The sequence below is a fragment of the Bdellovibrio sp. genome (assembly GCF_047637665.1).
In the GTDB taxonomy this organism is placed as follows: domain Bacteria; phylum Bdellovibrionota; class Bdellovibrionia; order Bdellovibrionales; family Bdellovibrionaceae; genus Bdellovibrio.
Map to the genome: position 1 here is coordinate 18,794 of NZ_JBLJBT010000022.1, position 19,863 is coordinate 38,656.

At 46.5% G+C, this 19,863-nt stretch carries 21 protein-coding genes; 6 read left to right on the forward strand and 15 right to left on the reverse strand.

The features are described from left to right. Positions 1–37: 37 nt before the first annotated feature. Together ACM64D_RS07285 and ACM64D_RS07290 are read right to left on the reverse strand one after the other, a co-directional pair. Positions 38–763: a coenzyme F420-0:L-glutamate ligase gene (locus ACM64D_RS07285; protein WP_415062538.1), complete on the reverse strand. Its 726-nt coding sequence runs from the start codon at positions 761–763 to the stop codon at positions 38–40. Between the two features lie 2 nt (positions 764–765). After that, positions 766–1,764: an isocitrate/isopropylmalate dehydrogenase family protein gene (locus ACM64D_RS07290; RefSeq protein WP_415062539.1), complete on the reverse strand. Its 999-nt coding sequence runs from the start codon at positions 1,762–1,764 to the stop codon at positions 766–768. A 497-nt stretch (positions 1,765–2,261) separates the two neighbouring features. On the opposite strand from ACM64D_RS07290, the gene ACM64D_RS07295 reads away from it, so the two are divergent. The 3 genes from ACM64D_RS07295 to ACM64D_RS07305 all read left to right on the forward strand — a co-directional run bounded on the left by ACM64D_RS07295 (position 2,262) and on the right by ACM64D_RS07305 (position 3,587). Continuing rightward, positions 2,262–2,903, forward strand: a complete 642-nt coding sequence (locus ACM64D_RS07295) for a matrixin family metalloprotease (RefSeq protein WP_415062540.1) — start codon at positions 2,262–2,264, stop codon at positions 2,901–2,903. Positions 2,904–3,011: 108 nt separating this feature from the next. Next, complete coding sequence (locus ACM64D_RS07300; protein ID WP_415062541.1) at positions 3,012–3,248, forward strand: hypothetical protein; 237 nt, start codon at positions 3,012–3,014, stop codon at positions 3,246–3,248. Between the two features lie 90 nt (positions 3,249–3,338). Beyond that, positions 3,339–3,587 (forward strand): helix-turn-helix transcriptional regulator, encoded by a 249-nt coding sequence (locus ACM64D_RS07305; protein WP_415062542.1) that lies wholly within the window; start codon positions 3,339–3,341, stop codon positions 3,585–3,587. Between the two features lie 11 nt (positions 3,588–3,598). Here the strand turns inward: ACM64D_RS07305 and ACM64D_RS07310 are convergent, their stop codons facing one another. The 3 genes from ACM64D_RS07310 to ACM64D_RS07320 all read right to left on the reverse strand — a co-directional run bounded on the left by ACM64D_RS07310 (position 3,599) and on the right by ACM64D_RS07320 (position 5,947). Continuing rightward, positions 3,599–4,882, reverse strand: a complete 1,284-nt coding sequence (locus tag ACM64D_RS07310; RefSeq protein ID WP_415062543.1) for a hypothetical protein — start codon at positions 4,880–4,882, stop codon at positions 3,599–3,601. 31 nt (positions 4,883–4,913) lie between these two features. Next, positions 4,914–5,234 carry a hypothetical protein gene (locus tag ACM64D_RS07315; protein WP_415062544.1) on the reverse strand — a complete coding sequence of 107 codons (321 nt, stop codon included), beginning with the start codon at positions 5,232–5,234 and terminating at the stop codon, positions 4,914–4,916. 395 nt (positions 5,235–5,629) lie between these two features. Further along, positions 5,630–5,947 (reverse strand): hypothetical protein, encoded by a 318-nt coding sequence (locus ACM64D_RS07320; protein ID WP_415062545.1) that lies wholly within the window; start codon positions 5,945–5,947, stop codon positions 5,630–5,632. 158 nt (positions 5,948–6,105) lie between these two features. Here ACM64D_RS07320 and ACM64D_RS07325 point away from each other — a divergent pair, with 158 nt between their 5' ends. Beyond that, positions 6,106–6,969 carry a PBECR2 nuclease fold domain-containing protein gene (locus ACM64D_RS07325; protein WP_415062546.1) on the forward strand — a complete coding sequence of 288 codons (864 nt, stop codon included), beginning with the start codon at positions 6,106–6,108 and terminating at the stop codon, positions 6,967–6,969. On the opposite strand, the gene ACM64D_RS07330 is transcribed toward ACM64D_RS07325, so the two are convergent. After that, complete coding sequence (locus ACM64D_RS07330; protein WP_415062547.1) at positions 6,966–7,712, reverse strand: hypothetical protein; 747 nt, start codon at positions 7,710–7,712, stop codon at positions 6,966–6,968. The genes ACM64D_RS07325 and ACM64D_RS07330 overlap by 4 nt on opposite strands. A 319-nt stretch (positions 7,713–8,031) precedes the next feature. On the opposite strand from ACM64D_RS07330, the gene ACM64D_RS07335 reads away from it, so the two are divergent. Both ACM64D_RS07335 and ACM64D_RS07340 read left to right on the forward strand, forming a co-directional pair. Beyond that, entirely contained in the window at positions 8,032–9,420 is a 1,389-nt protein-coding gene (locus ACM64D_RS07335; RefSeq protein WP_415062548.1) for an ATP-binding protein, read from the forward strand. Continuing rightward, complete coding sequence (locus ACM64D_RS07340; RefSeq protein ID WP_415062549.1) at positions 9,417–9,806, forward strand: response regulator; 390 nt, start codon at positions 9,417–9,419, stop codon at positions 9,804–9,806. Before ACM64D_RS07335 ends, ACM64D_RS07340 begins: the two co-directional genes overlap by 4 nt. Here the strand turns inward: ACM64D_RS07340 and ACM64D_RS07345 are convergent. From ACM64D_RS07345 to ACM64D_RS07385, 9 genes are all read right to left on the reverse strand, one after another. After that, positions 9,803–10,210, reverse strand: coding sequence for a hypothetical protein (locus ACM64D_RS07345; protein WP_415062550.1), 408 nt, complete (start codon positions 10,208–10,210; stop codon positions 9,803–9,805). The two genes, ACM64D_RS07340 and ACM64D_RS07345, sit on opposite strands and share 4 nt — an antisense overlap. Then, positions 10,201–11,394 carry a hypothetical protein gene (locus ACM64D_RS07350; RefSeq protein WP_415062551.1) on the reverse strand — a complete coding sequence of 398 codons (1,194 nt, stop codon included), beginning with the start codon at positions 11,392–11,394 and terminating at the stop codon, positions 10,201–10,203. Before ACM64D_RS07350 ends, ACM64D_RS07345 begins: the two co-directional genes overlap by 10 nt. A gap of 8 nt (positions 11,395–11,402) precedes the next feature. Then, positions 11,403–12,149, reverse strand: a complete 747-nt coding sequence (locus ACM64D_RS07355; RefSeq protein WP_415062552.1) for a pilus assembly protein — start codon at positions 12,147–12,149, stop codon at positions 11,403–11,405. Between the two features lie 2 nt (positions 12,150–12,151). Beyond that, entirely contained in the window at positions 12,152–13,723 is a 1,572-nt protein-coding gene (locus ACM64D_RS07360; protein WP_415062553.1) for a hypothetical protein, read from the reverse strand. A gap of 51 nt (positions 13,724–13,774) precedes the next feature. Then, on the reverse strand, positions 13,775–14,860 hold the full coding sequence (locus ACM64D_RS07365; protein WP_415062554.1) for a protease: 1,086 nt from the start codon (positions 14,858–14,860) through the stop codon (positions 13,775–13,777). 28 nt (positions 14,861–14,888) lie between these two features. Next, entirely contained in the window at positions 14,889–15,473 is a 585-nt protein-coding gene (locus ACM64D_RS07370; RefSeq protein WP_415062555.1) for a cation-transporting ATPase, read from the reverse strand. Between the two features lies 1 nt (position 15,474). Continuing rightward, positions 15,475–18,168, reverse strand: coding sequence for a hypothetical protein (locus tag ACM64D_RS07375; RefSeq protein ID WP_415062556.1), 2,694 nt, complete (start codon positions 18,166–18,168; stop codon positions 15,475–15,477). A 21-nt stretch (positions 18,169–18,189) separates the two neighbouring features. Next, a complete protein-coding gene (locus tag ACM64D_RS07380) occupies positions 18,190–18,726 on the reverse strand; it encodes a protease (protein WP_415062557.1) in 537 nt (178 codons plus the stop codon). Between the two features lie 516 nt (positions 18,727–19,242). Further along, positions 19,243–19,677, reverse strand: coding sequence for a hypothetical protein (locus ACM64D_RS07385; RefSeq protein WP_415062558.1), 435 nt, complete (start codon positions 19,675–19,677; stop codon positions 19,243–19,245). Positions 19,678–19,863 lie beyond the last annotated feature (186 nt).

The window sequence follows — 19,863 nt, forward strand, 5'->3', positions numbered from 1 at the left end:
GGCAAACCTTTGCTTGCTAGCTTTTGGGCTGGATTCTTTATTTCAGAAGATGTTTGTAGAGCGGAAGATACATATCGTTCTCTGGAGAGACTTCCAGATCAGACCGGGATGGTGAGTCGGTAAAAACGACGGGAGCATTTTGTATCAGAGCCAAAGGGCAGCACTCGTCGGCTTCTCCCATCATCAAAACGGCCGCCGTTGCCAAGCTGTCGGCATGATTGATTTTGGTCATCTTTAAGGGTCTTCCAAAAATATCTTTTTGGCCGATCATATTCTTCACCGGATGAAATCCTGCAAAAGCCAGGGAGGCTCCGACAACCCCCAGACGCAAAGGTCCGGTGTGTGAGTCTGTGAGGATAATTCCCAGTTCACGAAGTCCCAGCCGTTCCTTCAAAGCTGTTCTTAAAGCCTCTGCCGACTGATAGGGATCCTGTGGATAGAGAATGTAGTCGCCATTTTCAGAATTGGATTCATCAATTCCCGCAGCGGGAAGTAAAAGGCCGTGTTTGATGGTGAGGCTGACGCCGTGACCGATTTCCCCCAGATAATAATCGGCCTCTTGGCGGATCAAACTTTTTTTGTCGACGCTGTCATGAGCGACCAGGCGATTTTCCGCGAGGCTGACAATTTTGGAGGTGATTGTCAGAATCGACCGCTCCGTGCAAGACGAGCGGTCGATATGCTGAAGGATGAACTCCACCAAGTCATTTCCCGGATGAAAGACGGAAGTATGAATAGGGGAGATCATCAAGGGTAAAGTCACGATTATCCTAATTTCTGAATGATCGCGTCGGTGAAAGAAACCGTCGTTCCTTTTCCGCCAAGGTCACCCGTGCGTGCGTTGATATCAGAAAGAGCTGCAATCAAAGCTTTCATAATTGCATCGGCCTTGGCATTTTCTCCAACGTGTTGAAGCATCATGACTGCCGATTGCAACAAGGCCGTCGGATTGGCTTTGTTTTGTCCCGCGATATCAGGAGCAGAACCATGAACGGCTTCAAAAATCGCCGCTTTTTCGCCGATGTTTGCGCCAGGAACAACTCCCAGTCCGCCAACCAATCCGGCGCAGAGGTCACTTAAGATATCTCCGTAAAGATTTTCTGTGACGATCACATCAAACTGTTGAGGTTTGGTTACCAACTGCATGCAGGCATTATCGACGATCACATCTTTGGTGGTGATGGACGGATATTGCCAGCCGACTTCCTGTGCGACTTTCAAGAAAAGACCATCGGACATTTTCATGATGTTGGCTTTATGAACGATGGCAACGCGAGGCTTTCCTGTTTTTTGCGCAAGATCATAGGCGTAACGAGCGATGCGCTCTGAACCTTTGCGAGTGATGCGTTTAATACTTTCCGCCGTGTTTTCATCGACCATGCGCTCGATGCCCGCATAAAGATCTTCAGTATTTTCACGCACGATCGTGAGATCAACATCCGGGCAGACACATTGGACTCCAGGCAAAGAGCGCACGGGGCGTACGTTTGCATAAAGATCAAATTTTTGTCTCATGGTCACGTTGATTGATTTATGTCCGCCACCGACGGGAGTAGTCGTTGGGCCTTTGATGGCCAATTTATTTTTATTGATAGAGTCGACAGTCGTTTGCGGAAGAAGTTCACCCAAACTGTTTAAAGCCACTTCGCCCGCTTGGTGTTCTTCGTATTCAAAGGGGGCTTTTACGTGTTTCAGAACTCGGATCACCTGAGTCATGATCTCAGGGCCAATACCATCACCGGGAATCACAGTCAGTTTAGTCATTGTGGGACCTTTCGTTGTATGAAGGTCTTCCTTCTATCAAAGGTGGCCCTGGTTTCCAAGGATTCGTGACTTGCGCGCGAGCTGGTAGGGGGAGCTTTTTTAGGCTCCCTACCAGGAAGGTAGGATGTGGGGGTGGGCTTGGTGGCTCATAAGGTCTCCCCGAAAGGGGCCGGAGCCGGTTTGTCTCATTTCGAGACGTTGATATCCCTTAGAGCAAGCCCTGGGCCAGGCGGGTCAGAGCCTTTTTGCACCACACTTTGCGGCGTGGGGGTGTTGGAATCTTTGACACTAGAAATGTCTTTAAAATTCAGCAGGTTAAGTGTTTTTTGCAGATCTGTCTTAAGCGCTGACAGCCACCTCTTGGCAAATATGAATTTGGGTAGGTTCTAAAGAGGATCTTGGAAATCCTCGTAATGACAGTGGGTTAGCGCTTTAAAGGGGGCTGGTGCCGCTTGGTCCTGTCTTTGTATTGAAGAACAGCAGTGGAGGTCGCTCTCATGTGGAAGTGGCTAGGGACCGCAGTGGTCCTCATCTCAATTTTAACGATACAAGCCTGTGCGCCGAAGTCTCAGGAAGACTGTGGATTCGTGCAAAACGTCTATGGCGAACGTATCTCTTGGAAGAGTGATGTTCCGGTGACGATGTATCTTCATTCTTCGATTCCAGAATCCATGGTTCCGTCGATTGTGGCGGCTGCGGATACTTGGGAAAAAACAGCGGGAAGAAAGCTCTTTAATATCATCACCTATCCTCGTTATACCGGGCCTATGAATCCTCACAAAGATGGCGTGAATGTGATCTATCTTATGAATTCTTGGGAGGACAACCGTTCTTCAGAGCAGGGAAGAACCAGCGTCTATTGGATTGGTGACCTCATTAAAGAAGCGGACATTCGCTTGAACAGGGCTGATTTCGGTTTTTATTGGAATGGGCAGACGATCACGCGTGCCGCGAAATCAGACCGCGCCAACTCTTCTCCAGTCAATATTGAAGCTTTGGTGCTCCATGAAATGGGGCATGTTTTGGGACTCAAACATAAAGATGGTGCGGGTTCTGTAATGGCCACGTATTTAGCGAGTGGTGACGATCGAGTTCGGTTGGCGTTGGCCGATGAAAAGGCTTTGCAGTGCGAGTATTAGGATGCTCAGCATTGTAAAAAGTCCATGTAAGTTTATTTAAGTTGTTGGAAGTGAAAGAACATAACTAGACTTTTAGTTCTGCGCCAGAAGCAGACAGAGGAGAGCAAAATGAGAGTGATCAATTTAGATAAGAACACACAGGTAGAAACTGCAGTTGAGTCTTATTTGGGATCTCTTTCTGAGGTTTCTCCTGTGACTCATAAATCTTACCATGAGCTTGCAGACACTCCGGTTGTTGAGTCAGATTCTTTAGCTCAGCTCAGTGCTAATATTGAGATGCTGACAGATCTTCAGGCGCGCCTTTCTTTCTTGATGAGAGAAGTACGTTACTTGATGAAGGTTTAATCTGAATTAACCCCACCCTGAGGGTGGAAAACACCCTGAGACTAACTTGTGTTAGATGACAGCAATTAGATATATCGCTCTAATTAGCGCATGGGAAAAAATCTCGGGGAATTTCAAAAGCATATCCAAAGCCATTTTGAAAAATGGGGTCTCACCAAAACAGAGTGTGAGATCGGAATGTTTATTCTTCGAGGTCTTAGTCTTAAGCAGATCGCAGAAAAGCGCGGCACTTCAGAAACTACCACGCGACAGCAAGCTTTGAGCCTTTATAAAAAGGCGGCCGTTGATGGTCGCCATCAGCTGTCTGCATTTTTCATTGAACATCTTTTAAATTCTTAATTCAAAACAAACTAAGCTTTGCGATCCAAGCGGATCATGTTGCCTTTGGGGATATGATAGACCACCCAGTCACCTTGGCGCTCTCGGGTCATGCCTTCGGTGATGACGGGTTTTTCAAAAGGAAACTCTTCGCGGAAGGTTTGGAAGTTGGAGCTGCTGACGATCTTTCCATCATCTTCCACTCTATCTTTGAACGAGCGTTGACCAGTGACCGTGGCCTTGTCGTTTTGAATGGTCACCTTTACGGAATCTTTTTCATGCTCGGGGACATAAGCTTTGAGGATGTAGAAATCCGGATTTTCTCGAATGTAGCTGCCGCGATCTTCGACCTTATAGAACGGGTCATCCTCTTTGTTGGCGTATTTTTCGGTCGCCTTGGTGAGGTCTTTGCGAGATTCAGCTAACTGACGTAGATATTTTTGGTTCTGAATGTCTAAAGACTCACGCTGTGCAGACTCATTTTTTTGGTAAATACTTTGGAACCGTTCGTGCTGAAGCTTAAGGTGGTCCTCATTGGCTTTTTTGTTTTGCATGATCCGTTCAGAGTATTGTTTATTGACGCGTTCTTCTTTGGCAGTCCATTGTTTTTGTTGCTGCTCATAGCGTTTCGCGGAATTGTCTTGAAGGCGATTGAGCTTGTTCTCTTGCTGTACTTGTTCCCTTTGAATCTGTTGTTCGCCTTTTTCCTGGAGTTTACCGTACTCTTTCTCGTTGCGAGCCCGCACGCGTTCCTGCACACTGCGACCGCGCTCGACTTCGTTGCGAAGACTCATATCATTTTGTTCACGTTGACTGCTCAGGCGCTTTTCACTGAATTCATTGAGTTCCGACATGTCACTGTTGTATTTTTGTTTGGCCTGTCGAACGTCTTCAGATCCTTGGGTGCGGATTTGTTCAATACGGTTTTCCGAGTTCTTTTCGATCTCTTCAATTTTTTGACGACTGTCGGCCTGGGCCCGTGCAACTTGTTCCTGTCTTTTTTGACGGGTGTCGCCTAGTTTTTCCTCATAGGTTTTTTGCAGACTCTGCATGCGGGTGTTGTATTTGTCAGAGATACGCTCTCGCTCCAAAGAGGCTTCTTCAGCCATTTCTTTCTGGCGATTGCGAATATGATTTACGGCCGCTTCATTCTGTTCACCGATAGCCGTTTTCTTTTCGCTATAATAGTCCCGAAGATCCGCGATATCCGCTTCGTTTTCTTTGACGATCTGCTTTTTTTTGCGTGAGTATTCCGCTTGAAGATCATTCAAGTCAGCTTGCTGAGATTTACGCGTGGAACTGTCAATCGACGACATGTATGTAGTGTATCAAAATAATACAGCTACATTAAGGTGCGGGATTTTCAGAACTTGGAATCTGGCCTTTGGGGTTGGGGCAGTGAGGTTGAAAGCCGTCTGTGCGGCCATAGCAGCGCCAAGTATCGATGTAGGTGACCTCTTCATCGGCGGCGACGGGATAGTAGTAGCGATATTGAATGTGATCCAGAGTGCTCTCAACCAGACGGAAGTCGGGCGATAGCGGAGTGGCCGAGCTCTCCACGGCTTGCGGTGCTTTCTTTGAGATCTTCAATAAAAACACCCGGTACTCGGCATGACCAAGTTGGGGGAGTAAAAAAAAGAAAGCCGATAAGAAAACTCGATATTTCACAAATCTCCCTATCGGCTTTGCGGTGGGAAACTTAATCAAAAGGTCCTGGTCCTAGGATATCAGGAGTCGTGTGCGTTGCATTAAATATCGCAAGAGGTGTCGATTTAAGGCTCTAGGAGTTTGACGGTTTGGGGAAGTTTGCATTTTAGAGATGGAAGTTGGGAGAAAGTGCCTAAGTTTTGGGCGGAGTTTTTACAACTGTTCGCGGGATCTTCAAAGTCCGGCCATCCGTGAGCAGCCTTCCTGACGAGCATCCAGCTCGTCAGGCCAAAAATCGTGGAGAGACCTCAGGTAAACACTCTTCTTTCCTGGCCACGACGGCCAGGAAACAGCCTTCCATGGATGGAGGAAGATCGTTTTATTGTTTCTGCTGAACAGAGGAATGAGTGTTCTTATTAGTGACTATGCTCGTGATTAGCTCTAACCGTATTTTCCACAATATGAAAGTAAGCGCGAACCAGCATTTGATAAGACTCAGGGTCGAGGGCTTGCAGATAAGCCATCTTCTCAAAGTAGGTTTTTTTCGCAATCAAGGCAGTCATGACATCTTGGACTTTCTTCATCTTATCGAAGCTGTAAAAGTCCTTGTCGTCTTTCACTTCCTTTAGAACATCCGCGATGGCTTTATTGTCAAAAAGAACATGAACACCCATGGCAGAATGAGAGAGCAAAGCCTCCATTCGTTCCAAACTTGTCTCTTCTATATTGACCAAGAGCGCCTCCTTGGCAGCTGCTAGTTCCGATGGTGAGGAATAATTCTATATGTTGCAAGACCAAAAATGCGACTATGACGGGGCTTGTCGTGTGGGTGCTTTTTCTAGTTGTTGGTGATCGGGAATGTCTCGATAATAGAGAATGAGGGATACTGACTATGGCGAAAACAAAATCTCGGGCACAAAAGAAAACAACCAGCTCTTCAGAGAAAGAGTACATCATTGTTGATGAAGCAGCAGGACTTATTTTCGAGTCTGAAAAGGAGTTGTTAGGCTATTTTCAAGGCGCCATCAATAAGCTTGAAGAAGAGTATCAGTCATTAAGGGCTCCGGAAGATTTTACGGATGAAGAGCAGATTGCTCGCGAACACTTCTTGGAGGCCACTCTGGATGAACCGGATGAGGTTTGGTTGGATGACAAGACCATGGAGGACTTTGCCATCTATCACTTCATTAAATCTTTCGAAGAGGGGGCCGAGAGTTTCAAGTACGTAGCAGTGTCCTATGTATCGTCGGAAGATGAATACCCCACTTTTGTCTTTATCCATTTCCCTACAAAAGACAGCCGTGTATGGCAGAACTATCAACGAGGCGAGTTGGTCTACGACAAAACCTATGAAGAAGTGTCAGGCGGTTCTATCGAAGGGGATGCCTTGGGGGAGGGAGATCCTCTTGCCATGGGGCTTTATATGGCCATGTTGAAAGTGCGTGGTGATAAAGACATTCCTCAGGATAAGTTTCAAGATTTTGCGGCTCTTCGCGAAGAAACGATTGAAAGCGCAGATGAGATCTGGCGCAAGAATGATCTGGACGGAAATGTGCTGGTCAGTTTTATCAAAGAATTTCCCGATCACGAGACAGCCAAGGATTTGGTTTATATCGCCGTCACTCAGGAAGATGAGAGTTCTAATGTTCATTCACTCTTGTTTTCATTCCCGACGACGGATCCGACTTTAGTGGATCGTTATCGTCAGGGCGAAAACCTGCAGGCCGAAGAGGTCAGTCAGGAATCCGCTCATTAGAAGCAAAAGTTATTAGTCATGGACTGGAACTGAGATGCTGAAAAGCCTTGGTTTGCATAGTTTTTCAAAGGGTGAAGATCTTGAAGAACTTGCGCACGAGCCACACCGGAAGACTCATAAGCATAGTCTGCGGGGTTTGCGTAGAACAAGGGAAGAAGCGCATCGGCTTGGCTAACAGCTTTGTTGGTCGATACGCTGTAGTTTGTAATCTTCAAAACATCGTATTCACCATTTGCATCCTTAAGGTCTACCAAGAAAGTCACGTTGGCGAAGAAGGTCGCGGCATCTGAATAGCTCATGTTCTTAGCGATGGCAGAAACATCACTCCAGCGAAGGGTGTTCTTCCAGCCAGTGATCGCTTGGCCATTTGTGGGGTTTACCAAGATGAATTTGAGAGCTGTGCTATCCAAATAGGTGTTGCCACTTGAGTTCGCAAGCCATTTCCACATAGCGATATATGTTGTGCTCTCTTCGAAATTGGAAGGAAGGGCAGTCAGGCGAACACTAACATAGTCCATGCGAACTGTGTTTGAAGAGTCCGTATATGTTTTAAGTTTGGCACTGATTTCAGTCCCAGTTACTTGGTTACAGTGGGCAAGCGGTTTGGAAGAAGTAGAGGTATCTGTTGAGCGACTTGAAAGATCCGATGTCCCTACGGCATTTTTTGAAGAGCCACAGGCAGTTAAGAAAGAAACTGCAGTGAGCGTAAGGATGGTTGTGATGAGTTGTTTTGAATTTTTCATAAAGCCCCCTATGCCATACTCTAAAGCAAGGGGGGTGCCATATATCATAGTGGGGCGCACAGAAAAACCCTGTCTTTTCAACGGTTTAATTTATTCCACAATCTCACACTAAGACGTTCTCAAGGTGGGGCGTCGAACTTATTGAAAAGTGCCGTGCCGGAAGTGTCACCCAAAGCCATTCCAAGGAGCTGTCCTTGGATATTACAAAACCGCAAGGGGAGAGATCTTGGTCCGAACAGAACTTTGTTCCCTACAGACACCGTGCTAATCTTTGGGATGCTTAATATCCTGAAGTGAGGGCGGGTTAAAGATTAATACTATGAATATTTCGGCGCTTCAGATTCTTCTTGGATTTTATGTTGGGACTGTTTTAATCAGCCTTATTGTCACTTTGATACAGTACTACACCGATCGACAAAAGATTCAAAAATTGGTTTTACTTTACTGGATGGGGATTTTGGTATCATCCATCGCGAATCTTTTTGCGGCCAAATTGGATCCTTTGTTGATAGTCATCATCAGCACTACGGGTACTTTTTTGGGACAACTTGTTTTAGCGATGTGCTTGGCTGAAATCCGTGAGATGCGTTTTAAGATTTTGAACCTTTTGTTTTTTTATCTCTTTTGTGGAGCTTTGACGGTGATTTTATATTTCAACCACACGAGCTTTCCTGTCTATGCGACGCCAATGGCTGTGGGGGGCGTTTCTCCGGTATTTTATATCGTCTATTCGGCTTTGCGCAGGAAGGTGAAGCCATTTTCTGTTGTTCAAAAGATGTTCATCGCGGTTTCGATTGCAATGAACTTTCATTATTTAGATTGGCCATTGGTGAGGGGACAAGCAGAGTATTTATTTATTGGGATGGTCATTGCTTTTGCGATTCTTTACATGCAGTCCATCCTGATGCCCATGATGGTCAATGAAAAGGTGCTGCAGGACCGGAACGATCGCCTTGAGGAAGAGGTTCAGTATAGAGCGGCTCAATTCACCGAGACGCAGAAACAGCTTTGGGACGCCAATAAGCTTGCCAGCATTGGCCGGATGGCAGGCGGAGTTGCTCATGAGATCAACAATCCTCTGACGATCATCAATATGTATGCGGATACAATGCAAGAAGAAGCTCAGAGCGGAAAGATGAGTGTCTCGGAGGTGGCGGAAAAATCAGCCAAGATTCAAGAGGCCGTCACGCGTATTGCCCATGTCACTGATGGACTAAGAAAGGTGGCCAAGGATCATCGCAGCATGGAAAGAACTGAAAACGATCTGGGCCAGATTGTGAATGAGACGCTCTCTTTTTGTAAAGACAGGCTGAGAGTTTTGGATATTTCTTTTAGGGCGGAGGTGCCATCACAGCCATTGCCCCTGTTGTGTAACTCGGGAGAGATCTCTCAGGTTATTTTAAATCTGCTTAACAATGCTATTGATGCTTTGGCGAACCGATCGGATAAGTGGATAGTCCTGTCGGTGAGCATGAAGAACGGATTTTATGAACTGAGCGTTCAGGATAGTGGCCACATTGATCCGTCAATCGTGCCCAAGATTATGGATCCTTTTTTTTCAAGTAAACCTCGGGGTCAGGGAATGGGGCTTGGTTTGAGTATTGGCCGGGCCATTGCTGAGAACCACGGAGGGCGAATGTACTTGGATACTCAAAGCACCAGCACTCGATTTGTTTTAGAATTGCCACGACTTGGAAATCTCACATGAAGTATAAAATTTTGGTAGTGGATGATGAACCTGATATTGTTATTCTTCTGGCGAAGTTCTTGGAAAAGGCCGGCTATGAAGTTGAGTCCGCAGCAAATGGTCGTGAGGCTTTTGATAAGATCAAGTCGTGGGCCCCTGATCTTGTGATCAGTGATGTTCAGATGCCGGTCTGGGATGGTTTTAAGTTGCTCAAGAATCTTCAAGATCTTCCTCAGAGTACACCCACCCCAGTTCTCATTGTTTCCGGATATGTTGGGGGGAGTGAGATGGAGCTGACTCACTCACGGCATTTTGCGGGTTTTATTGCCAAGCCCTTCAACATCCGAAGAATGATTGAAGTGGTGGATTCCTTTTTTAAAGAGCGAAGTTCCGTCGCTCCTGTCTAAAAAGACTCCCAACCGTGGATGGCGTCGTCGTCCGACGGGCAGGAAGGGTTGACCGCAAAATGAGGGCACTCGACGAGGGCCTTGTATCTTTCCCCATGCAGATCATCAAAGATGAAAACTCCACGCGTGTAACCATTCGGGCCGGTATAAAGCCCTTTCAGAGCGACGATGGCACCGTTTTTTTGTTTGCCGCTGATGGTGCCAGGGCACGCATCAGATCGATCTTCCGTAAGAACCGCTTCGACGACTTCAAACTCGGAGTTTTGATTCACACTCACTGTGCGAATTTCACTGTTGGCAATCTCGATCGGTTGCAGAAATTTGTATTTAAGGTTGTTCTCGCGAGTAACGGCAGGTCCGTAGGCAAGGCACGTCACAAGAAGAGTCGACGCCATTAGCGACATTGTTGACCTCTTTGTTTGAAAGTTTCTCCCCAGCGAACCGCGGGACTCCAGGTGGAATCTGAAACAAGATGATTGTCGATCATTTTAAGAAACAACTCCCAGGCATCTGTCGCGCGAAGACCTGTCAAGACCGGGCAGCGTTTCAAAAGCTCTTTGGCGTCTTTGATGTCGCCCAGAGCATCAGGGATATTGTATTCATTTTTTCGCCAGAACATCAGATCATTGAGCTGGCCATAGGCTTCACGCAATCGAGCATCTCGCTTCGTCGTCGCGTGTTCATCCATCAGGTCCGTAGAAAGGCAGCGCCCACCATTGTTTTGAATGGCTTTCCAGGCGTTAGTCACTGCATCCACACGGCCTTGCCAAAGGTTGCAGATACTTTCGATGACCACATCGCTGCGCTCATCAATTGTCGGTGGGCGCAGGCGTATTTGACGACGAATGGTTTCATGCCACTGATAGATCTGTTTGCGGGTCGGGCGGATCTGAGGACTCCATCCTGCGATTTCAAATTGTTCAGGGCTTGCCAAAGAGGGGGTTCTGGCTGCTTTCCAGGCGCGGAATCCTCCCAGGCGACTGATTGGCCAGGAGTAAGGATTTCGTGTCGTGATTAAATCGCGGACTTTGCTGGGGGTTGTGGAGTACAGGGTTCTGATGAATCCATTTTCTTCAATTTGGATAAGGGTTTCTGCGTGTCCACCGCGTGTTCCAACAATGTTTTCGTCTTCGCGGCTTAAGGTGGGATTTACAAAAATAATTCCAGGACGGAAAGTTTCGCGGCTGATTTGCACAGGGTAGGTGTCATATCCCAGGGTTTGGGTGCTGGTCAGATCCGAAACGTGACGAATGAAACGGCGGACTTTTTCTTTAGCGGATAAACTGTCCCAAGAAGTCATTTCATTGCTTAAGTTGGGTCGCATGTTTTCAATATTTGTGAAATTCACTGGCAGCGAGTTTTCATAGGCAAAGATGATCCGTGCCGCATACACAGCATCCGCACAGTCTGTGGGGATGCCGTACCAGGCGCTGGAGGGATTAGAGAAGATGTCGTACTTGAAGGTGTCTTTGATCCACTGAGAGTACTGCTCTTCATAAGCTTCAGACCAAGTGTTGGTGGCGTCCCAAACTTTAGCTTGGCCGTGGACGGAGAGCAGTAAGAGAGTGGTTAAAAGGAAAGCCTTCATAGATAAACCTATAAAACATCCACGGACAGATTTACTTCCGTCATATAAAGATCATTGGGGCGGAGGTCTGTTGAAGCCTCTTTGAACTCATAAGTGATTTCACAAAACCGAGGAACCTGTTGCGGGGCTCGGGAGTTTAAAACCAAAGAGGTTTCTTTGAGAGTCCCATCAAAAGGGGCCCAGTTGGTGACATAGTAATAGTCCGTCAGTTCGGAGTTAGGACTTGTTTCATTGGATTTTCGCGCATCAGATTGTCTGTTGCGCAAGTCACAGGCTGTGGTGATGCGATAGTAAAGGTTCGCCATCTTTGCATAGGCAGTCATGGAGTGATAGACGGAGGCGATCACGCTATACTCTTTTTCAGTCAAATCATCCTTGCCCTTTTTGTTCGCCACGGGACCCAAATAACAAACGTGAACTTTGTAACCCACGCCCATCTGTTCAGTTGTGAATGCCAGTTTCAGATCCGTGATTTTTGCGGACCATTGTGCTTGGCTTGTGAGGGGGGACGGCGAAGATTCACTCAAAGAGAATCCACCGCTCACGATTCTCCAGGGCGAGTTCGCGTTTTTGGTGAGATCTTCATAGGTCAGGCTGCCCATGATTCTTCCGATGGAGTTTTCTGCCGGTGTCGCTGTTAAGCTGACATTGCAGACATAGAGATCATCGGAGTTTGTGCTGTTAAAACCTACCTGAGAGGCCTGAGCGGCTCCGGAGATAAATAGCAATATGAAAAGCACAGAGTATTTCATCATGACTAAGGCTCACACGAGTATCTGGGAAGAGTGGGGACCTGGCGATCCATAACAATTCCTACAGGGGATTCTTTAACGACATGAATTTTTTTAAGATCGTAAATTCCCGCGCCGCTCATCCCGCCGATTTGGAAGTTGGCCGTAAAACGATTCCAGAACTTTTGTTTTCCCGGCACAAAGCAGGAACCATGACTGGGGTCGCAGATTTTCGAATAGTAGGTTGGCCACAAGCGGGTGGCACCCAGTTTTTTGAAATAGCTTAAAGACATTTCAAGGTCGCTATTGATGTCACCGGAGGAAATATCAGGAAGACCCATCAAGCTGGGAAGTCCGGTCAAATTTGTGAGAGCTTGCAGGGAAGGAATGGAATCCAAGCCAGCGACTCCGTTGGCGCCCTTAAGATCAATCAAAAATTGTTCAGCCTGGGACAAGAAGATATAGAAGTCCTCGAAGGGATCATACATGGTGACGATGACCTTGTAGTTGTCACCAGCCTTGAAACCTTCTCCGTCAATAGTATGTTGAGGAAGACGCAAAAGTCCTTTCCAGTTCCCTTGGGCGATTCCGCCCGTTGTCCAACCATCGACAAAACTTTTTTTGCCGGAGGCGTCGATTCGATAGATCTCGATTTCAGCGGCAACCGGGATGTTGTAGGTCGATGCTCCCGCGCAAAGGCCCTCTTTGCAGAAGGGGGCATTCATATTGTCGACGGAAAGATACATATCCAAATCCACGCGTTCAGATCCTGAAGGACGGAAGCGCAGTTCACCGATATTCATTTCAGCCTCATACGTCGCTGGGAAGCGAGGAGCCTCCATACCCAAGTCGTCACTCAAAGGGATGAAGTTTTTCGGAGCCTGAAGAGTAAAGCGATAACGTGAAGATCCAATAGGATCGACTTCCGTGCTCATGCCTGTATCGTCGCCCGTAACATAAGAGTTCAAAGACGCTTCGATGTCTCCGAATTCAAGTCCAAGTTCGCGCATTTTTTCCAGGTTGGCGCATTGGGATTTAAGCCCCATGGAGATCGCCAGGTTGTAACTGGGATTGATTTGCAGGAAGCAGTAGTCCCCTTCCATTTGCACCATGCTGGCTCCCATATTGGTGACCTTGCAGAAAGGCTGGAAGGCATTGTAGCGCAATGGACGGCCACTCATTTCGGCGACCGTGATGAAGGTGCATTCTTTAAGGAACTGATGTTGTCTTTTTACCAGAGATTTCTTTTGATTGTGATCCAACGGCTTCGAGAAAATAGGATTCTCGATGCGACAGACTTTATCGTTGGGAATCTCACCATCAAGAGAAATATCCGCCACGTCTGAAACCAGTCCGGGCATAAAAACACCCTTGCTGAGCATTAAAAATTTACCGGCGCTCTCAGTGCATTTGTCTATAGTTTGAGGAAGGAGAGTCGAACCGACTCCGTCGCCATAAACCCGAACGGCCGGAGCCTCATCGAAGTTTAAAGCAAAGCTGTGTTTCATGTCGCGGGAAGCGCGGCAGGCGAAAACTTCGCCCGCCGTCATTAGCAATCCGCCCAAAAGGAAGAGGAGTATTATTTTATTTGTTTTCATAATCATTTCTTCCTTTCGGGAGATCCATTAGGTCGCAAAATCGAATCTAAATTAAAGAGCTTCTTCGATTTTAGTGTATGTACACATCTCCGCACCGTGACGTTGCCACTGTCTCAAGTTCTTAAGAGCAGAAGAACCAGCAGCACCGTTAGTTTCTTTGAAAACGTAACGGATACGGCAGAAACGTGGAGTCTTAGTGTTTGTAGAGATTGTTGTATCAATCAAGTTCGCAGCAGATCCAATAAGAGGAGCATTGGAAGCGTAGAAGTAGTCGCCGCCACCTTCAGAAGGATTGTTCCAGTTAGAGAAAGAAGCCTCATTCAACAATGTGTTGTAGTTACCTACGCCTGCAGTTGAACCGTTGTGTGCGAAATCATAAGTTCCAAGACCTTGAAGATCACAAACTGTGAAAGCTTGAACAGTCAAACCAGCAAGAGAAGTGTACTTCGGACCTGTCGCAGGATTCATAGACAATCCGCCTTGGCCGTTGTTGTAACCGTTGCTGTCAGGGTGGTTGTCGCCAGGATTTACCGCGTTAGCAATGAAATCTGTCGCAGAAGCCTGAGCCAACAAACCGAAACGAGCATTTACGCCGTCAGCGAAGTACTCAATTTGAGGGCCACGATAGCAGATATCCACGAAGTACTCTGCACCGTAAAGCTCAGAACCCAAGTTAAAGCTAAGTTCTTTGATACGAGTTGCAAAAGCATCAGTGTGACCAACCAATGTTTCGTAGTTAGCTGCACCAGCTTGTTTTGTTGTTGCAGACCAAGAGTTGCTCCAACCAGCAGGAGTGTAAGAGTTCTGAGATTGAACAGCAGGATTCCAAGTGTTGTATGAACCCTTCATGTAGTCCATAAGATACTCACCACCGTTGTTGTTCGTACAGATACAACGAGTGTGGCACACGCCGCTAGAGCAATCCTTAGCGCCAGTTCCAGGAGTACAAGCAATCTGTGTATCCTGGAAGTAGCAAGCCTGGTGAGTTGTAGCTTGGTGTCTCAAACCAGCATTACATGCATAGATGTCTGGTCCAGAGCTGAATGTTTTGAATTTGAAACGCAAAGAAATCGCGTTTGCATTTTGAGCAGCGATGAAAAGCATTGCGGCTGCTGCAAGTTTCATGATGTTAGTCATTGTGTTCTCCTTTTGATCTAACGTTCGTTTAAGGTTTTGTTGTTAAATTCGTAATTCCAACTTGCGTCTGGGGACTGTACTCCAGAACATACATGCCCTGGTTATACTGTCCGACCCCTTCGCAAATAATGTATTTAATCTGTACGGGTTCATTGTTAAAGTTTTTGCCCAGAACCACTAAAGGCTGCGCGCTGGATGTGGGGCAAAGACTTTGAAAACGAGCCAAAACGTCGGCATTATCCACTGCTGAGTAGAAGTTGTAGATACTGCGAGCGGAAATGAAGACATGTTCCTTTTGAAAGACTTTTCCAATTTCTGCCGTCGGAACGACTTTTTTCGAGTTACGATACAGGCGATTGATCTCGGTAAAGACCGTGCGTAAAATCGGATTGGCCGTGCCCAGACAGTTAAAGCACAGTTCCTGTTCTTTCCAGCAAGAATCTTTGGCCTGACAGACCTGTTGGCAAAGAGTTTCATCAGGACGGCAGGACAAAGTCACCGTGTCTTGAAACTCTCCTTTGGAACCGATAGCGATCTGAGAATTTACGGTCCAAGCGTGGGCTGTTTGGATCGTGATGAAGCTGAAAAAAGAGATCAGAAGTTTATGCAGCATCTTATTTCCCAATCGCATTTCTACAAGACTTATGGAAGCCGTTGATGGAGTAGACTTTAAAGTTTTCAAGCTTTCTTTCGTCGCAAGAGAATCTGACAATAGTTTCACCCTGACAGAGATCCGATTTGATCCAAGCCTCTTTCTGAGTGGAGTTGATCATGTTTTCATCTTCGCGCATATAGACGCTATGAACTTTGGTGTTATAGCTTTTTTCGAAATAAGCGGCGGCTTTGCTGGCACAGATATCTTTAAAACACTTCAAACCCTGGCCCAGTTGATCAACACAGTAAGAAGGGATTTGGCCGTATTTTTTGTAAACTTCAGCGGCGTAAGCAGCGTTGACGTCCCAGGACTTGGGAATGTTTACGGTATCTTTTTTAGCACTGAAGTACTTATTAAAAGTTCGGAACATGTAGACAACGAACTTCGCAGGATTGAAGGCCCCTAAGGTTGCGGCGGAAGAGGCTGACGCCATGGCGGTAAAGTTCAAAGTACAACCGGCGCAGAAAGAGCGCGAGGTTTTGGCACCATTGGCAAAGTCGCTGGGGTTGTTGGAGATAACTTCGTTCGCCTGTTTCCCGTCGCAATAGTTCATAGTCACGCCGGTGAAAGAATAGAAATTATAATTTTTAAGACCGTTGTTGTTCAGAGCGATCGCACAAGGGGCCCCCAGAAGTGGGCCGAAATCGGCAACGATCGAACGCTCGACTTTTGATTTTTCAAGGCGAGGATCGTACTTGATAACGCCATCTTGCATAAGCTGCTTGAAAGATGTGACTTTGGGTGCGGAAAAATTAACGTCGATATAGATGGGCAGGATATTCCAGCCAAACAGGGCGGTATTGGCCAGATCCGTAAAGAACACCTTGTTCATACGCTGTGTTTGGAACCAAGGATCATACATTTTGCAGGTGGCTAGCTCTGAATAGGGATTAAACAGATTGGGATCAGAGGTTTTTCCCGCCAAGGGAATGAGGGCGTCGGCATAAGTGGAGACGGCATAGAGATCCACCATGCTCTTCACCATCAAGCGAGTGCAGTCTACGGAATTATAGCAGATCACTTGTCCAGGAGTTCCATTCGCAGTTTTCCAGGACAACATCGGCGTTTGATTGCCCGCCGAGGGAGTGAACTTGGAGGCTTCATCCTCCTTCAATTGCAGCATTTCTTTGGCCCAAGGAGCGAAGCCAGACTTGTTGACAGTGTATCCTGATTTATTCCAGAAGTTTTGTTTTTCAAGATCGTTGCAGTAAGGAAGAACTTGAGAAGAAACGGCTTTGAAAAATTCGACGTGATCGTTCAAAGAGCGTTTTTCAGAATACTGCATCTGAGTCATGTTTTTTAACTGAGAGATTCTTTCGATGTCAGACTTTAAGAAATCCAAAGTGTCATCCGCAGCCAGACGGATTTCAGTGCACATATAATAAAGCTCATTCATCATGTTTTCAGAAGAGCGATGGGCGGCGAGTTCAGTCATGACGGTCTTGCCAAGGCCTGCTGTGCCGATTTGATCTTGGAGGATATTCAGGTGTGTGATGGCATTTTGATATTTGGTCTTCATCAATCCACGGGATTGAACGACATTTTTGCGGAAGTTAGACAACCACTCTTGGGCACTGTCAAAAGATTGGGTTCCCAGGAAGTCATTATTGACACCGCGAACGCCCTTTTCCAAAAGTTCGGCATCGGTTCCAACGGGAACGGTGTCGAACAGTTCGCTGTTTTGAGCGCCAGTGACTTTGGCGAGCTCACGAATACTGTTCGAGGATAGATACTGGCTGTCGCAAGAAGGTTTTGTCATGCTTTTGCAGCCATTGGGAACCAACAAGATCGATTCTTCCAGGGCGATCGACTTAAAGATCCGCCCGAAGGAAGGACTCATAATCTCTAACTCGTTGGTATTGCGCCATGCCCATGAAAGATAGATTTTGACGCTGTTCCAGAAGTCAAAGCCTTGTTGATTCAGAGTACTTTGGTTGGTTTCCCAGTCGATTTGCAAAGTCACAAATCGATTGTTGAGTTTGTCATCGGCATCAAAGCAGCCGGTCAAATAATCTTTTTCATTGAGGTAGGCGACGGCCACATCTTGCAAATTAGCCTGAGTGACTTCGGCATTGTGAAGCTGCCCTTGAAGTGGCGAGAATTTTTTAATGTAGTAGCAGCCCAGGCGATCTTTGGAAGCATGCAGAGGGAAGTTATTTTGAGTGAAGCGGTCAAAATTCAGAATTTCAGAGCGTTGGCCGGCGCGACTCCAGATCTGTGCAATATAGTCGCTGACATCTGCGCAGTTGTTGTTTTTTGTTTCGCAGTTATTAGAAGCGCTGAGGTATTTAGGCAGATCCGCTGTTTTCAGATTGGCTGGCAATAGGGGAAGATGGCCGCGAACCAACTTATTCATTACATTCAACGTCATGTAGGCGACGGAGAGACGGAACTCTTTCATGGCCTTGTTGGAGTATTCTTCGGTATTCAAACCGCGAAGTTTGGCGATGGAATTGGCCGTTTTCCCCGCGTTGTAACCGTCAATCATGACAAAGATCGATGAGGTTGGTTTTTCAGAATCCAAAGCACATTGGGCTCTGTTGGTGAAATGCAGAGGACTCAAGAGACTGGTTTGATGAGCAGGCACCTGCGCCCAGGAAGTTCCTGTCGCAGAGAGTGTCATCATTGCTAGAATCAAAACCAGTGTCTTCATGAGTCCTCGAGAGTCTTTCGCCTAGTTATTTGCTTTACAGTTATCAACTTTGTTCAACATGGTGGTGTAGAACAAGATGACCGTTTGATCCGCAGGGGAGAAGTTACGCTTTGTAGAACCGTCGGAGTTCACCATGTTGTACATGTAAGTATTCACGAAACGATAGACGGAAGGAGTAACACGAAGAGTGGATTGGCAAGTGTAAGTCTTATAAGTCACAGTGATACCCGCATAGTAGTCACTTCCGTTTGCACCGTGATTTTTGCCATCAGTGCCGATGTAGAAGTTATTGCCGGTTCCGTTGGGAGTGTTGCCGTAGCCTACTTGGAAGCTGACAGTCCAGCCTTCGCCGGTGCTATCAGTCCCTACGATGGAACAAAGATTTCCACGACAAGCGACAGCCATCTCGTTTTCAATTTTTCTTTGGATTTCAGATTCACTGTAGTGTGGATTAGGGCGAGGATCGTATTCAGGGCTTCCGCCATCGAATTCATCCGCATTGACAACAGTAGACAACAATACCACCGCTAAAGCGGTCCTAAGGAATTTCAAGTTCATTTTTCTCTCCAAATTTTGAAGCCAAAGGGCATGGTCGCTGACGTTCTGTTTATCATCCCACCGGCTTGATTTATTAAAGTGAGTGCTTTGTAGATTATTTTTTAGAAAATTAAAAGGGGGATTTCTTGGTTGTTTTTTTACATCACCCATTGGGCCTAGGCGGGAGCGACTAGATCTTTGACAGATTTTTGCTCCCTTTAGGCGGGGGTGGGAGCGTAGGTCAAGGTTTTGATAAACGATATGTGCTCTTAAGGAGTAGTAATCCCTAAGAAATACGAGGAGTGTAGGGAATGGACTCCGATACTAAGTAAACAAAGCTAGAAGCCGAAAATTGTTAGTGCATAGATCCCCATATATAAAACTCAATTTTGTCAGAGGGATTCAGAATGAATTTCCAACCTCGGTAGCCTGTAAAAAGGTGTCGTTTTTATGTTTCTCTTATCAGAGTGAGTCTCTTGTTCTGACCGTATGAAGGGAAAATCAGGAGAGCGACGCTCCCCCGAAAATTGGTATGAACTACTCTTTCTTCATTTTTGCATTCAAGGTCATACCTGAAGCCAAAGAACTAGTGACTTCAACATAGGCGCCTTTTTCAAGATCTCGAGTGGTAAAAGTTTTGAAGTTGATATCGAAGTCAGCCGTTTTGCTGCGATCATCAGGACAAGAGAAAAGTCCTTTGAAAATTTTGTTTGTGCCAAAACCGCCTTCGCCCCAGTTGCTTTCTTCTTTGAGTTGATAAGTGCCGTTACAAATTTTTCCGGCATGATCATCATAAAGGCGTTGAATCTCAAATTGTTTAGCGTCGATCACGACCAGGCGAAATTTTGCGGACTTGTTGAGCGCCTTCGCTTCGATATTGTAGCGTCCGACAAGTGTGCTTGGTGTGATGTCTGCGGCCCAGACACTGGTGCCTAATAAAAGAGTTGCGGCAAAAAGAATAACTGATTTCATGGAAGTTCCTCCGTGGCAGGTGAGTACCATAATCCGGGATGGAGGCTAAGTAATTTCGGCGATTCTGCGGGAAATTTAATCGACAAGGGTTGGCAAAGTGACGCATTGAGGTCACCCGGATTTTTTTAGGCGTTAGTTGGAGATGATATTTCCCTGAGCTGAGATAAAGACCTTATATCCGCCTTG